Below are 14,037 nucleotides of genomic sequence, written 5' to 3' on the forward strand. Positions count from 1 at the left end.
AATCAGGCGGCCAGGATCATGTCCGACGCCTTCTCCCCGATCATGATCGAGGCGGCGTTGGTGTTGCCGTTGATATGCATTGGCATGATGGAGGCATCGGCCACCCGCAGCCCGCCCAGCCCCCGCACCCGCAGTTGCGGGTCCACCACGCTGGCCTCGTCGCCGCCCATCCGGCAGGTGCCGATGAAATGATGGGTGGTGCTGGCGATCTCGCGGATGCTGGCGATCAGCCCCGCATCGTCCACGACCCCCGGCCCTGGTAGCAACTCCTCGGAGACCAGACGCCGGATCGCGGGGTTTTCCATCAGCGCGCGGATACGCTTCACACCGCGCAGCAGCACCGTCAGGTCATGCGGGTCACTGAGGTAGCGCGGGCGGATGACCGGCGCCTCGGCCAGATCGCGGGAACGCAGCGTGACCTCGCCCGTGCTGGCCGGGCGGCCCTGGCGCACGGTCAGGGTGAAGCCCTCCCGCGTCGGCAGGTTGCCCACATCGGGCATCAGCCCGATCGCCATGCCCAGCTGCATGTCGGGCACTTCCATCCCCAGCTCGGAGGCGAAGAACCCGCCGGTGGAGAACGGCGTGTTGGTCAGGATGCCCTTGCGGCGGAACAGGAATTGCAGCACCGCCCAGGCCCCGCGCAGCGGCCGCGTGTGGGCATAGGCCGTGACCGGCCCGATGCAGGCATAGCCCAGCCGGTAGGAGAGATGATCCTGCAGGTTCCGCCCCACCGAGGGGCGGTCCAGCAGGGGCTCGATCCCCAGCTCCCGCAGGGCCCGCGCATCGCCGATACCCGACAGCATCAGCAGCTTGGGCGAGTTGAACACGCCGGCGCTCACCACCGTCTCCCGCACCGCGCGGATGTCGATGGCGCGCTCGCCCTGGCGCACCCGCGCGCCGGTGCAGCGCAGCCCGTCGAAGGTCAGGGTCTCGGCCTCGGCGCGGGTCAGGATAGTCAGGTTCGGGCGGGACCGCGCGCTGTCGAGAAAGGCGCGCGCCGTGCTCCAGCGCAGGCCGTCGCGGGTGGTGGTGTCGTAATGGCCGAAGCCTTCCTGGCTCTCGCCGTTGAAATCGACGGGCGCGCGGAAACCCTCGGCGCGGGCGGCCTCCAGGAAGGCCTCGCAGACCGGCGGCACCGGGCGGCCCAGCGTGACCGTCAGCGGCCCGTCGCCGCCGTGATACGTGTCGGCGCCGCGTTCATTGGCCTCCGACTTGCGGAAATAAGGCAGCACATCGTCATAGCTCCAGCCCACGCAGCCGGCCTGGCGCCAGTAATCGTAATCGCGCGCATGGCCGCGGATGTAGATCATGCCGTTGATGCTGCTGGAGCCCCCCAGCACCTTGCCGCGCGCGCAGAAGATGCGGCGGTCGTTCAGCTCGGGCTCCGGCTCGCTGAAATAGTTCCAGTTGTGCTGCGGCGCCTTCACGTTGCGGGCGACCGCGCCGGGGATGCGCAGCAGCGGGTCGCGGTCCGGCCCGCCGGCCTCCAGCAGCACTACGCGGTGGGCGGGGTTGGCCGATAGCCGGTTGGCCAGCACCGCCCCCGCCGAACCGGCACCGATCACCAGAAAATCGCACTCCATCCCACCGCTCCGTCCGTTGCCGCCATGATGCCCCTGCCCCGCCACGGCACAAGCATGGGGCATGGCCCGAAGCGGCCGCGCCAGGATAGGCTGTGCCCATGATCGAGACAGCACGCCTCAGGCTGCGCCCCTGGCGGGAGGAAGACCGCCCCGCCCTCGCCGCCATGAACGCCGACCCGCAGGTGATGCGCCATTTCCCCGCCACCCTGACCCGCGCGGAATCCGATGCATTCCTGGATGGCATGACCTTGCGCATCGCCCGCGATGGCTATGGCTTCTGGGCAGTGGAGCGGCGGGAGGCCCCGGGCGTCATCGGGCTATGCGGGCTGGTGCGCATCCTGTGGCCCGCCATCCCCTGGGCCGATCCCGCCGACCCGCCGGTCGAGATCGGCTGGCGCTTCATGGCGGCGCATCAGCGCCAGGGCTATGCCGGGGAGGCCGCCCGGGCCGCGCTGGCCCATGGCTTCGGGCCGCTGGGCCTGAAGGAGATCGTGGCCTTCACCGTGCCCGCCAACGAACGGTCCTGGGGGTTGATGGAGAGGCTCGGCATGCGCGCCGATGGCCGGTTCCAGCACCCGCGCCTGGCCGAGGGCCACCCGCTGCGGGAACACCTGCTCTACCGCCTCAATGCCCCGCCGCGTCCGCCTGGATGATGCGCCCATCCTCCATCGCCACGATGCGGTCGGCGATGTCCAGGATGCGCGGATCATGCGTCACCAGCAGGATGGGCGTGCCGCGCCGCCGCGCGAGGTCGGACAGCAGGTGCACCACCTCCTGCCCCGAGGCGCGGTCAAGGGCGGCCGTCGGCTCATCGGCCAGCACCAGCCCGGGTTCGGCCACCAGCGCGCGGGCCACCGCCACGCGCTGCCGCTGCCCGCCCGAAAGCTGGGACGGGCGCTTGTCCGCATGGTCGGCCAGGCCCACAGCCGCCAGCATCTCACCCGCGCGCTTCAGCCGGGCGGTGTCGTTCAGCCCGCCATGCAGTTCCAGCGCCATCGCCACATTCTGCCGCGCGGTCAGGAAGCCCAGCAGGTTGTGGTTCTGGAAGATGAAGCCGATGCGCCGGCGCAGCCGCACGCGATCCGCCTCTCCGGCGCCCAGCAATTCCTGGCCCAGCACCCGGCACTTGCCTTCCTGCATGCCGCGCAGCGCGCCGATCAGCGTCAGCAGCGTGGTCTTGCCGGAACCCGAAGGGCCGGTCAGCAGCACGATCTCCCCCGGCGCGACCGAGAGCGAGACATCCTTCAGCACCTGGCGGCGCAACTCGCCATCACCATAGCTGAAGGTGACGTTGGACAGGTCGAGCGGCGCTTCCATCAGAACATGTCCGCCGGGTTGGCATCGCGCAGCTTGCGCATGGCCAGCAGCCCCGCCGTGAAGCACATGCCGAAGATCAGCGCGAAGACGCCCACCGCGCGCTCCACCGGCATGCCCAGCGGCAGGAAGGTGCCCTTGGCCACCACGTCGTACAGGAACAGGGAGGTGACGAAGCCCGGGATGAAACCGATCACCGCCAGGATGATCGCCGCCCCCAGCACCACGCCCGACAGATACAGGTTGGAATACCCCATGGCCTTCAGCGTGGCGTATTCGCTGAGGTGCCCAGCGATATCGGCGAACAGGATCTGATAGACGATCACCATCCCCACCACGAGGCCCATCACCGAGCCGAACAGGAAGATGAAGCCGATCGGCGTGCCGTTCTCCCAATAGGCGCGCTCGGCGGCGACCAGTTCGGGGTGGGTCAGCACCAGCACGTCATCGGGCAGCAGCGCCTGCAGCCGGGCCTGCACCGCGCCCAGATCGGCGCCGGGGCGCAGGCGCAGCGCCACCAGATCGGTCTGCGCCGGATCGCGGGAGAAGATGCGGCGGAAATTCACCTCGCTCATCACCGCATTGCCGTCCGCGCCGAAGCTGGGGCCGATGTCGATCATGCCCACCAGCTCGAACATCCGGGTGCCGATCTGCACCCGGAAGGGCCCATGGGCCGCGAACATCTCTCCCACCGGGCCGAATTCGGGGCGGGAGCGGTTGTCGAAGGCGAAGGTGTCGGGGCGGGTCAGCGCGGCGGTCAGCGGCGCCAGCCCCTCGAACCGCACGGCGTTCGCCGTCACGTCCAGGCCGATCACCTGCACCGTGCGCCGCCGGCCGCTCTCCGGGTTCCGCATGGAGGCCTGGGCCATGTAGATCGGCACCGCCTGCGCCACATCGGCATCGGCCAGCGCCTGCCAGGCGCGCGCACGGGGGATGTGCTCGGGGCGGAAGCTCGCCTCCGTCATCGGGTGCATCAGGAACAGGTCCGCGCGCATGGAGTTCAGCAGGTTGGTGGCGCTGTCGAACAGCGCGCCCTTGAAGCCCAGCTGCATGAAGACCAGCACGCAGGCGAACATCACGCCCGCCACCGCGGTCATCAGCCTGGCACGGTCGGAACGCAGCTGCCGCCAGGCCAAGCGTAGCGCCAGGCCCAGCGCATCCATGGCGCCGGCGCGCGGCCGGGCCGGATGGTCCGCGTCGGAAAGCGGCACTGGATCGGGCCGCCCGATATGATCCATCAGTCCGCGCGCTCCGGCGGGCGGATCGCCACCTGCACCTGCATGTTGCTGCGCCGCGCGAGCGCCACCCGCGCATCCTCGGACAGGGTCAGCCGCACTTCCAGCGTGCGGGCATCGACTGCGGCCACGGGGTCCGTGCCGGCCTGGGTGGTGCGGCGGATCTGCCAGCCGATCTCACGCAGGGTGGCGGTGAAATGCCGGGGCTCGCCGGGCACCAGGATCTCGGCGGGCAGGCCGACCGACAGGCGCGGCACGTCGGTCTCGTACACCTCCGCCACCACATCCATCCGCGTCAGGTCCGCCATTTCCAGCAGCCCGTCATTGCCCACCTGGTCGCCGGTGCGGGCCAGGATGCGCAGGATGGTGCCGGCGATGGGGGCATAGACGCGCGACAGCGCGGCATCCGCGATGGCCTTGGCCAGCGTGGCCTCGGCGCTCGCCACGCGGGATTCGCCCAGCTGGATGTCCTCGGGCCGGGCGGAGGAGAGGGTTTCGAGCGCCGCCTGGGCCTCGGCCCGGTCGGCGGCGGCACGGGCGGCGGCATAGCGGTTGCGCTCGGCCACCGCCTCCGCCCCCGCGCCGGAGGGCAGCAGCCGGTCGCTGCGGCTGGCCTCGCGCCGGGCGTTCTCCTCCTGCGCGGTCAGGCTGGCGATGCGCGCGCGCTGGGATGCGATCTCGCTGGGGCGGCCGGCGGCGATGGTGCGTTCCAGATTGGCGCGCGCCTCGGTCAGCGCGGCCTCGGCGCGCAGCACCTCGGCATCCTTCAAGGACGCATCGGCGAATTCGGCCAGCAGCTGGCCCTCCCGCACCACATCGCCCTCGGCCACCAGCAGGCGCGACAGGCGGTTGAGGTTCATCCCCCCGGGGGCCGCCAGGCGGCGGATGCGGCTCTGCGGTTCCACCCGGCCCAGCGCGCCCACACCCGGCCCCTGCAGGCCGCGCGCCGCGGGGGAGATGACCGGCGGCGCCGGCGGCGGGCCGGGCGGGCGGCCGGGTTCCTGCGCGGTCAGTTTCCAGGTGGCCCCGGCCCCCACCCCGGCACCCGCCACGGCGAGCAGGATCATCAGCAGCGATCGCTTCATCTCAGGCGGGCTCCAGCAGGTTCAGCAGCGTCTCGTGCAGCGCCGCGATGTCTTCGCCCTCCGGCCGGTACATGCCGAAGACGTGGTTGAGGAACAGCCCGTCGCAGGCGGCCATCACGGCCAGCGCGCGGCCGGGCTTCAGGCCGTCATGGCGCAGCTGCTCGCGGATCAGCTCCGCGATCCGCCGCACCGGGTCCAGCAATTGCGGGAAATGATGGTGCGCCGCCAGGAAAATGGCGGCCGAGCGCTCGGCCTCCTGCACTTGGGCGCGCTCGATGCCGAAATGCCAGGCGATGACAGCGCGGGCGACACGGCCCGGCCCCTCCGGCACAGTGGCCAGCACGGCCTCGAACTGTTGGCGGAAGCATTGCGCCAGCCGCTCGATCATGCCGCGCAACAATGCCTCCTTGCTGGCGAAATGATACAGCAGCCCGCCCTTGGAGACCCCGGCCTCCCGCGCGGCGGCGGCCAGCGTCAGGGCGGGCACGCCGCGATGCTGGACGATGCGCTCCGCCGCGTCCAGCACACGGTTGCGCGTGTCGTTCTCGCGGGGGGTGAGGAGCATGGGCTCTGATATACCGTCCGGACGGTACAGTTCAAGCGGACTCGCAAGCCCCGATGGTTCACGGCATAGAGAGACGATGAGCCAAGCCCCCGCACAGCCCCCCGTCCCACCCGGTGTCATCGGCCACAACCGCGCCCATCTGACGCCCCACTACGCCATCTTCCCGCCGATCGGGATCATGGATTCCTTCCTGCCGGGCCTGGAGCGCTGCATCCTGCGCTTCATGACCTCGCCGCGCATGGGCGCGCGCTTCGCCGAGGCGATGCTGCTGGTCGCCCCCGGCGGCGGCACGCTGGAGCCGATCGAGGACGGGCTGCAGCACTTCCTGTATGTGCTGTCGGGTGAGCTGGACGTGACCCTGGGCAAGAAGAAGCAGACGCTGACCCCGGGCGGCTACGCCTATGCGCCCGAAGGCACGAAGCTGTCCTTCCGCAACCGCGCCGGAGAGCAGGCGCGCGCGCTGTGGGTGAAGAAGCCCTATGCCGCCCTGAAGGGCGTGCCCTACCCCAAGAGCAAGTTCGGCCACCGCGACCAGGCCCCGCGTGAGGATGTGAACGGCCGCTGGCGCTACTTCCTGCTGGGCACCCCCGGCGAGATGTCCATGGATTTCGAGATGAACATCATGGGCTTCGGGCAGGGCACGCATTTCCACTGCGTGGAGACCCACATCATGGAGCACGGCCTGTACATGCTGAACGGCCAGGGGCTGCAGCTGCTGGGCCGCGACTGGCATGAGATCTGGGAGGGCGACTTCATCTGGATGGGCCCCTATGTGCCGCAGCAGTTCTACGCCACCGGCTGGGCCCCCGCCGAGTACCTGCTGTACAAGGACGTGAACCGGGACGTGGAGTTCTGAGGCAGCCAACCGGCGGGCCTGCCTGACCGTCCGGTCGGGGGGCGGGATCGCCCCCCTGCTCCGATTCCGCCTTGCAGGACAAGTTCATCAGCCATGCCGGACGGTCGGTCGGGCGCCGGGATGCCCTTCGGCCGGCCGCTAGGCCCTGGAAATTGCGCAAACCTGTGCGCTGTTTCTTTCCCCCGGTTGACGCGCGGCTTTCCTCGGACAAGGCTGCGGCATCACACTGAGGAGGAAATCATGCCAGCAAGGAATGCACGATGACCGAAGCGTACATCGTGGGTGCCTTCGAGCACCCGACCCGCAAGGCCGAAACCAAGTCCACCGCCCAGCTGCACGCCGAGGTCGCCTATGGCGCCCTGCAGGATGCCGGCCTGACGGTCGATGACATCGACGGCTACATGTGTGCCGGCGACGCACCGGGCATGGGCCCGCTGTCGATGGTCGAGTACATGAACCTGCGCAAGCTGCGCTACGTGGACAGCACCGACACCGGCGGCTCCTCCTACGTGATCCACGTCGGCCACGCGGCGGACATGATCAAGCAGGGCAAGGCCAATGTCATCCTGATCACGCTCGCCGGCCGCCCGCGCGCCGAGGGCATGCAGACCGGCACCGCCGTGCGCAGCGCCGGCTCGGGCGTTCCCGACGAGCCGTTCGAGCTGCCCTATGGCCGCACCATCGCCACCATGCACGCCATGGTCGCGCAGCGGCACATGTACGAATACGGCACCACCAGCGAGCAGCTGGCCTGGGTGAAGGTCGCGGCCAGCACCCACGCCCAGTACAACCCGCACGCGATGCTGCCGAAGGTGGTCACGGTCGAGGATGTGGTGAACTCGCCCATGATCGCCGACCCGCTGCACCGCCTCGACTGCTGCGTCATCTCCGACGGCGGCGGCGCCATCATCGTGGCGCGTGAGGAAATCGCGCGGAAGCTGAAGCGCCCGCTGGTCAAGGTTCGCGGCTATGGCGAGCATGTGAAGCACCAGATGGCCGGCCAGGTGGACCTGACCTATTCGGCCTCCGTGCTCTCGGGCAAGACGGCGTTCGGCATGGCGGGGGTGAAGCCCTCCGACATCAAGTACGCCTCGATCTATGACAGCTTCACCATCTCCGTGATCGTGCAGCTCGAGGATCTGGGCTTCTGCGAGAAGGGCCAGGGCGGCCGCTTCGTGGCCGATGGCAACCTGATCTCGGGCGTGGGCAAGCTGCCTTTCAACACGGATGGCGGCGGGCTGTGCAACAACCATCCGTCCAACCGCGGCGGCATGACCAAGGTGATCGAGGCCGTGCGCCAGGCGCGTGGCGAAGCGCACCCGGCCGTGCAGGTGAAGAACCATGACCTGGTACTGGCGAACGGCAAGGGCGGCAGCCTGTGCACCCGCCATGGCTGCGGCACCGTCATCCTGGAGGCTGTGTGATGCCCACTCCCGCTTTCAACCGCATCCCCGCTCCGCCGAACGAGGACCCGGACAACAAGCCGTTCTTCGACGCGGCGCGCGAAGGCAAGCTGCTGATCGGCCTGTGCAAGGACACCGGCAAGCACTTCTTCTACCCGCGCGGCGCCTCGCCCTACACGCTGTCCTCGAACGTCGAGTTCGTGGAGAGCAAGGGTGAGGGCGTGATCTATTCCTGGTCCGTCCAGCGCGGCAAGGAGCCTTACTGCCTGGCCTATGTCACGCTATCCGAGGGTGTGACCATCATGACCAACATCGTCGACACCGACCTGGACGAAGTGAAGATCGGCCAGAAGGTGAAGGTGGTGTTCAAGCCGACCAATGGCGGCGCGCCGATGCCGATGTTCGTGCCGGCCTGAAGGGCACAATGATCAGGGCGGGAGCGATCCCGCCCTTTTTTATGGGCCGATTTCAAACAAAACAGGAACAACGCCCTTCCAAAAACGCGAGACTCCCGCCATGATACACGCATAGGTGGTAGAGCCGGGCAGAACGCGCGGCGGCATCGGGCCAGCCACGCAGGATGCTGTGCATGACGGTCACTCTCGCCCGCCGGTCCCTGGCCTCCGCCGGGCAGCAGCTGAATGATGGCAGCGACTATGCCGACCTGTCGTCGGATGGGCTGTATCTGGTCTTCCAGTCCGATGCCACGAACCCTTCGCTGGCCGATGGCAATGGCGTGACCGACATCTGGCGGCAGAACCGCTCGACCGGCGCGCTGGAACGGGTCTCGGCCTCCGCCACCGGGGTGGAGGCGAATGGCGCCTCCTTCGGGGCCGCGGTCAGCGGTGACGGGCGTTATGTCGTCTTCACCTCCCTGGCCAGCAACCTGGCGGGGGCGGACGCCAACGGCTTCGCCGACATCTTCCGCAAGGACATGGTGACGGGCGCGGTGCTGCTGGTCTCCCTCAACACGCTGGGGGTGGCGGCCAATTCGGTCTCCTACGGCGCGGCGGTGAACGCGGATGGGCGGTATGTCGCCTTCCTCTCCGCCGCGTCCGACCTGGTGGCGGGCGACGGCAACGGGCTGATCGACGTCTTCCTGCGGGACATGGTGACGGGCCAGATCAGCCTGGTTTCCCTCACCGCCGATGCGCGGCAGGCCAATGGCAGCGCGCTGAACCGCGCGGCCATCTCGGCCGATGGCCGCTATGTCGTCTTCGACAGCAATGCCGCCAACCTGATCGCCAGCGACACCAATTCCCGCGACGACGTGTTCCTGAAGGACATGCTGACCGGCGCGCTGATCCGCGTGACCGAGGGCGCCAATGGCGAGGAGATGGGCGGCGGCTTCGAGGGCACGCTGAAGCCCGCCATCTCCGCCGATGGGCGCTATGTGGTGTTCGCCACCAAGGCGGCGCTGCTGGCCGGCGACACCAATGGCGCGATGGATGTGTACCGCAAGGATGTGCTGACGGGCGCCGTGGTGCTGGTCAGCGCCACCGGCAGCGGCATCGCCGGCAATGGCGACAGCTATGACGCCGATATCTCGGGCGATGGGCGCGATGTCACCTTCACTTCGCTCGCCAGCACCTTCGCCGCCGATGACCGGCCGGTCTCGGCCGACATCTTCCGCAAGGACCTGCTGACCGGAGAGCTGACGCTGATCTCGGTGGCCACGACCGGCGCGCCGGGCTTCGGGGAATCCACCCATTCGGCGATCAGCGCGGATGGGCTGACGGTGGCCTTCGCCTCCACGGCGCCCGATCTGGTCACGGGCGACAGCAACGCGGTGCAGGACGTGTTCGGCGCCGAGATCGGCGCGCCGCGCGGCACCCAATACGGCACCGCGGGCAATGACGCGCTGGTGGGCGGCGGTGAGACCGACAACCTGTACGGCCTGGCCGGCGATGACGCGCTGTGGGGCGAGGACGGCAATGACTGGCTGGAGGGCGGGCCGGGCGACGACATCCTGTATGGCGGGCCGGGCAGCGACGTGATGATCGGGGGCACCGGCAACGACCAGTATGTGGTCGATGCCCCCGGCGACCGCGTGATCGAGAATGAGGACGAGGGCACCGACACCGTCTGGTCCAGCGCCGACGACTACACCCTGCCCTCCTTCGTCGAGATCGGGCGGCTGTTCGGCACCGGTACCTCGCTGGGCGCGGGCTCCACCCCGGTGCAGCTGGTGGCCAACCCGCTGCTGGTCAGCACGCTGCATGGCGGCGGCGGCGACGACGTGCTGTGGGGCGGCCCGAATGGCGATGTGCTGGATGGCGGCGCGGGGGACGACATCCTGCGCGGCGGCGCCGGGAACGACACGATGATCGGCGGGTTGGGCAACGACCAGGCCGTGGTCGCGCAGCTGGGCGACCGCTTCATCGAAAACCCCGATGAGGGCATCGACACCGCCTGGGTCACGGTCGATGGCTGGACTGTCCCGGTGAATGTGGAGATCGGCCGGCTGGCCGGCACCGCGACCGTGTTGCTGGGCTCGGAGGGTTATCAGCAGCTGGTCGCCAACCCGCTGTTCGGCAGCCGGCTGGAAGGCGGCTCGGGCGACGATGTGCTGTGGGGCAGCGTGTTCGACGACACGCTGATCGGCCATGACGGCAACGACATCCTGCGCGGCGGCCCGGGCAATGACCTCATGGTGGGGGGCCTCGGGAACGACCACTACATCGTGGACGACCTGGGCGACGTGATCGTGGAACAGCCCGACGAGGGCTACGACACCGCCTGGGTCTCGGTCAGCGGCTACTGGGTCTCCCCGAACATCGAGGTGGTCTATCTGGCCGGCACCGCCAACCTGGTCCATGGCAGCGATGGCGGGGAGAACCTGGTCGCCAACCCGCTGATCGGCAGCACGCTGGACGGGCGCGGCGGCAATGACATCCTCTGGGGCTCCAACGCCCATGATGTGCTGGATGGCGGCCGGGGCGACGACATCCTGTACGGCTATGGCGGCGCCGACCTGTTCGTCTTCAACATCCCCGATTGGGGGCATGACCAGATCTCGGATTTCCATCGCGCGGAGGGCGACAAGCTCTACATGGTCGGCAGCGGCGTGACCGGCTTTTCCCAGCTCAGCGTGACCGTGGCGGGAGGCAACACCGCCCTGCGCTACGGCGACAACGATATCTTTCTCTACAACGTCACGGACATCCAGGCCTCGGATTTCGTGTTCGCGTAGCATCTTACCGTTTGTTGCAATTCGTTCACGCGATGAAAGCGCATAAGCCCGGCTGAGGCGCTATGAAGGCGCTACATGTCATCGCACTCATTCCCGGCGCCGCGGCCATGAACGGCCGCCTTCCCGCCCTGCTGGCGGCGCTTCTGCTCCCGGCCTGTTCGGTGGGGCCGGACTACGCGCTGCCGCGCCTGGAACTGCCGTCGCGCTGGGCCAGCGCCCGCCCTGCCCCCGCGCCCGAGGCCACCGAGCCCGAGGCACCGCTGGCCAATTGGTGGCACCTGCTGAACGACCCGCTGCTGGATGCGCTGATCGAGGAAGCGATGCGCGGCAATCTCGACGTCGCCTCAGCCAGCGCCACGATCCGTGAGGCACGGGCCGCGCGCGGCCAGCAGGCCGCCCTGCTGCTGCCCAGCCTGGCCGGCGGCGCCTCGGCCACGCGCAGCCGCACAGGCAGCACCACCACCAACACCACCCGCACCGCTAGCCAGTTCCAGGCTGGCTTCGACGCGGGGTGGGAGGCGGACCTGTTCGGCGGCAACCGCCGCGCGCTGGAGGCCGCCGATCTCGGCCTGCAGGCGGCCGAGAACGACCTGCGCTCCGTCACGCTGACGCTGGTGGGCGAGGTCGCGTCCAACTACGTGCAGTTGCGCGGCTATCAGGCGCGGCTGGAGCTGACGCGGCGCACCGCGGCCTCGCAGCGGCAGACGGCGGCGCTGACGCGCTCGCTGTATCAGGCGGGCTCGGCCTCGGCGCTGGATGTGGCCCGCGCCACGGCCACCGCCGCCTCGACCGAGGCCGGCATCCCCACGCTGGAGATCAGCTACGCCACCAGCCTGTTCAGCCTGGGCCTACTGCTCGGCCAGCCGCCGGCGGCTCTTGCCCCCCGGCTGGACACGCCCCGGCCCATCCCGGAGCCCCGGCGCTTCACCGCAACCGGCGTGCCCGGGGACCTGCTGCGCGCCCGGCCGGACCTGCGCGCGGCCGAGCGCCAGCTGGCCCAGGCCACGGCGCTGATCGGCCAGGCGGAGGCCCAGCGTTACCCCTCCATCAGCGTCAGCGGCACGCTCTCGGTCTCGGCGGCGCGGATGGGGGATCTGGCGCGGAATTCGGCGCTCAGCTGGTCCTTCGGGCCCACGCTGAACATCCCCATCTTCAGCGGCGGACAGCTGGCCGCCGCCGTGCGCCAGGCCGAGGCCCAGCGCGACCGCTATTACGTCGCCTTCCGCGCCGCCGTGCTCTCGGCGTTGCAGGATGTGGAGACGGCGCTCGTCACCCTCGCCCAGCAGCGGGAGCGGGTGGAGCGCCTGACCGAGACCGTCACCGCCCAGCGTGAAGCCGCCCGCCTCTCCCGCACCCTGTTCCAGACCGGTGCCACCGGCTTCCTGGATGTGCTGGACGCGGAGCGCACCCTGTTCACCGCCGAGGATTCCCTGCTGCAAAGCCGCATCGCCGTCGTCAGCGCCTTCGTGGCGCTGAACAAGGCGCTGGGCGGCGGCTGGGACGGCGAGATCGACACCAGCCGGCCCGAAGTGGTGGATACCGCCACGGGCCCCAGGCTCAGGACCATCGCACCATGAGGAAACTGCTCCGGCGCGGCCTTGTCGCGTTGCTCCTGATCCTGGCCCTCGCCGGCGGCGTGTGGCTGTACCGGGACCGGCTGCGCCCGGCCGCCGCCCCCACCCTGCTCAGCGCCGCCGCCACCACGGGCGATATCGAGCAGACGGTGCTGGCCAACGGGCAATTGAAGCCCGTGCGGCTGGTCGCCGTGGGGTCCCAGGCGTCGGGGCGCGTCACCTCCCTGGCGGTGCGGCTGGGTCAGACGGTGAAGGCCGGCGAACTGATCGCCCAGATCGACAGCATGACGCAGCAGAACGCGCTGCGCACCGCGGAGGCCAACCTGGCCAATGTCCGCGCCCAGCGGGAGCAGGCCTCTGCCAACCTGGTGCTGGCCGAACAGACCCTGGCCCGCCAACGGCTGACGCTGAACCAGCGCGCCACCAGCCAGGCCGACTACGACACCGCCCAGGCCACGCTGACCGCCACCCGCGCGCAGATCGCGGCGCTGGACGCGCAGATCATCGCGGCCCAGGTCGCGGTGGAAACGGCGCGGGTCAACCTGGGCTACACCCGCATCACGGCCCCCGCCGACGGCACGGTGCTGGCGATCGTGACGCAGGAGGGCCAGACGGTGAACGCCAACACCACCACCCCCACCATGGTGGTGCTGGGCGACGTTTCGACCATGACGGTCTTCGCCGAGATCTCGGAGGCTGATGTGGTGCGGGTGCGGCCGGAGCAGCAGGTGTATTTCACCATCCTGGGCAACCCGCAGCGGCGCTTCCAGGCGCGGCTGGCCAGCATCGACCCCGCGCCGCAATCCATCACCAGCGACAGCAGCATCTCCTCCAGCTCCTCCGCGGGCAGCGGTTCCAGCTCGTCTTCCTCCAGCAGCAGTTCCTCCTCGCAGGCGATCTATTATTACGGCCGCTTCGACGTGCCGAACGCGGATGGCTATCTGCGCACCTACATGACGGCGCAGGTGAACATCGTGCTGGGCCGGGCGCAGGGGGTGGTGCTGATCCCCTCCTCCGCCATCATCCGCGCGCCGGGCGGCCAGCAGGCCGTGCGCGTGCTGGCCGATGACGGCAGCGTCTCCGTCCGCCAGGTGGAGGTAGGGCTGAACAACCGCATCCGCGCCGAGATCCGCTCCGGCCTGAGCGAGGGGGAGCGGGTGGTGACCGGCGACGGCAGCGCCTCCGGCGCCTCCAGCGGCGTGCGCCCGCCGCCGCGCATGGGCCTGTAG

Annotated in this window: 12 protein-coding genes; 7 read left to right on the forward strand and 5 right to left on the reverse strand. The window is 69.6% G+C overall.

Translation table 11 applies throughout. The features are described from left to right. Nucleotides 1-2 precede the first annotated feature (2 nt). Entirely contained in the window at nt 3-1,583 is a 1,581-nt protein-coding gene (locus tag GT007_RS01115; protein ID WP_160119713.1) for a GMC family oxidoreductase, read from the reverse strand. A 98-nt stretch (nt 1,584-1,681) separates the two neighbouring features. Here GT007_RS01115 and GT007_RS01120 point away from each other — a divergent pair, with 98 nt between their 5' ends. Then, nucleotides 1,682-2,236, forward strand: coding sequence for a GNAT family N-acetyltransferase (locus GT007_RS01120; RefSeq protein ID WP_160119714.1), 555 nt, complete (start codon nt 1,682-1,684; stop codon nt 2,234-2,236). Here GT007_RS01120 and GT007_RS01125 read toward each other — a convergent pair. Genes GT007_RS01125 through GT007_RS01140 form a run of 4 tightly spaced genes read right to left on the reverse strand, consistent with a single transcriptional unit; the run spans nt 2,208 to nt 5,782 of the window. Continuing rightward, a complete protein-coding gene (locus GT007_RS01125; RefSeq protein WP_160119715.1) occupies nt 2,208-2,900 on the reverse strand; it encodes an ATP-binding cassette domain-containing protein in 693 nt (230 codons plus the stop codon). The genes GT007_RS01120 and GT007_RS01125 overlap by 29 nt on opposite strands. Continuing rightward, nucleotides 2,900-4,135 (reverse strand): ABC transporter permease DevC, encoded by a 1,236-nt coding sequence (gene devC / locus GT007_RS01130; RefSeq protein ID WP_236571430.1) that lies wholly within the window; start codon nt 4,133-4,135, stop codon nt 2,900-2,902. The genes GT007_RS01125 and devC overlap by 1 nt, the downstream gene beginning before the upstream one ends. Continuing rightward, complete coding sequence (locus GT007_RS01135; protein WP_160119716.1) at nt 4,135-5,217, reverse strand: efflux RND transporter periplasmic adaptor subunit; 1,083 nt, start codon at nt 5,215-5,217, stop codon at nt 4,135-4,137. Before GT007_RS01135 ends, devC begins: the two co-directional genes overlap by 1 nt. Nucleotide 5,218: 1 nt before the next feature. Next, complete coding sequence (locus GT007_RS01140; protein WP_160119717.1) at nt 5,219-5,782, reverse strand: TetR/AcrR family transcriptional regulator; 564 nt, start codon at nt 5,780-5,782, stop codon at nt 5,219-5,221. A gap of 76 nt (nt 5,783-5,858) precedes the next feature. On the opposite strand from GT007_RS01140, the gene allE reads away from it, so the two are divergent. The 6 genes from allE to GT007_RS01170 all read left to right on the forward strand — a co-directional run bounded on the left by allE (nt 5,859) and on the right by GT007_RS01170 (nt 14,037). Further along, nucleotides 5,859-6,638 (forward strand): (S)-ureidoglycine aminohydrolase, encoded by a 780-nt coding sequence (gene allE, locus GT007_RS01145; RefSeq protein WP_160119718.1) that lies wholly within the window; start codon nt 5,859-5,861, stop codon nt 6,636-6,638. A 260-nt stretch (nt 6,639-6,898) separates the two neighbouring features. Next, nucleotides 6,899-8,062 carry a thiolase domain-containing protein gene (locus GT007_RS01150; RefSeq protein ID WP_160119719.1) on the forward strand — a complete coding sequence of 388 codons (1,164 nt, stop codon included), beginning with the start codon at nt 6,899-6,901 and terminating at the stop codon, nt 8,060-8,062. Continuing rightward, the gene (locus tag GT007_RS01155; RefSeq protein WP_160119720.1) at nt 8,062-8,457 is read left to right on the forward strand and encodes a Zn-ribbon domain-containing OB-fold protein; all 396 of its coding nucleotides are present in this window, start codon (nt 8,062-8,064) and stop codon (nt 8,455-8,457) included. Before GT007_RS01150 ends, GT007_RS01155 begins: the two co-directional genes overlap by 1 nt. A gap of 173 nt (nt 8,458-8,630) precedes the next feature. Then, entirely contained in the window at nt 8,631-11,234 is a 2,604-nt protein-coding gene (locus tag GT007_RS01160; RefSeq protein ID WP_160119721.1) for a hypothetical protein, read from the forward strand. 107 nt (nt 11,235-11,341) lie between these two features. Then, nucleotides 11,342-12,811, forward strand: a complete 1,470-nt coding sequence (locus GT007_RS01165) for an efflux transporter outer membrane subunit (RefSeq protein ID WP_160119722.1) — start codon at nt 11,342-11,344, stop codon at nt 12,809-12,811. After that, complete coding sequence (locus tag GT007_RS01170; RefSeq protein WP_160119723.1) at nt 12,808-14,037, forward strand: efflux RND transporter periplasmic adaptor subunit; 1,230 nt, start codon at nt 12,808-12,810, stop codon at nt 14,035-14,037. The genes GT007_RS01165 and GT007_RS01170 overlap by 4 nt, the downstream gene beginning before the upstream one ends.

This window comes from Rhodovarius lipocyclicus (genome assembly GCF_009900765.1).
GTDB classification, from domain to species: domain Bacteria; phylum Pseudomonadota; class Alphaproteobacteria; order Acetobacterales; family Acetobacteraceae; genus Rhodovarius; species Rhodovarius lipocyclicus.

What these genes read in the sequence shown, in the direction of transcription:
- GT007_RS01155 (WP_160119720.1), top strand. Translation starts at nt 8,062, where the DNA reads ATGCCCACTCCCGCTTTCAACCGCATCCCCGCTCCGCCGAACGAGGAC.
- GT007_RS01170 (WP_160119723.1), top strand. Translation starts at nt 12,808, where the DNA reads ATGAGGAAACTGCTCCGGCGCGGCCTTGTCGCGTTGCTCCTGATCCTG.
- devC (WP_236571430.1), bottom strand. Translation starts at nt 4,135, where the DNA reads ATGGATCATATCGGGCGGCCCGATCCAGTGCCGCTTTCCGACGCGGAC.
- GT007_RS01120 (WP_160119714.1), top strand. Translation starts at nt 1,682, where the DNA reads ATGATCGAGACAGCACGCCTCAGGCTGCGCCCCTGGCGGGAGGAAGAC.
- GT007_RS01115 (WP_160119713.1), bottom strand. Translation starts at nt 1,583, where the DNA reads ATGGAGTGCGATTTTCTGGTGATCGGTGCCGGTTCGGCGGGGGCGGTG.
- GT007_RS01140 (WP_160119717.1), bottom strand. Translation starts at nt 5,782, where the DNA reads ATGCTCCTCACCCCCCGCGAGAACGACACGCGCAACCGTGTGCTGGAC.
- GT007_RS01165 (WP_160119722.1), top strand. Translation starts at nt 11,342, where the DNA reads ATGAACGGCCGCCTTCCCGCCCTGCTGGCGGCGCTTCTGCTCCCGGCC.
- GT007_RS01160 (WP_160119721.1), top strand. Translation starts at nt 8,631, where the DNA reads ATGACGGTCACTCTCGCCCGCCGGTCCCTGGCCTCCGCCGGGCAGCAG.
- allE (WP_160119718.1), top strand. Translation starts at nt 5,859, where the DNA reads ATGAGCCAAGCCCCCGCACAGCCCCCCGTCCCACCCGGTGTCATCGGC.
- GT007_RS01125 (WP_160119715.1), bottom strand. Translation starts at nt 2,900, where the DNA reads ATGGAAGCGCCGCTCGACCTGTCCAACGTCACCTTCAGCTATGGTGAT.
- GT007_RS01150 (WP_160119719.1), top strand. Translation starts at nt 6,899, where the DNA reads ATGACCGAAGCGTACATCGTGGGTGCCTTCGAGCACCCGACCCGCAAG.
- GT007_RS01135 (WP_160119716.1), bottom strand. Translation starts at nt 5,217, where the DNA reads ATGAAGCGATCGCTGCTGATGATCCTGCTCGCCGTGGCGGGTGCCGGG.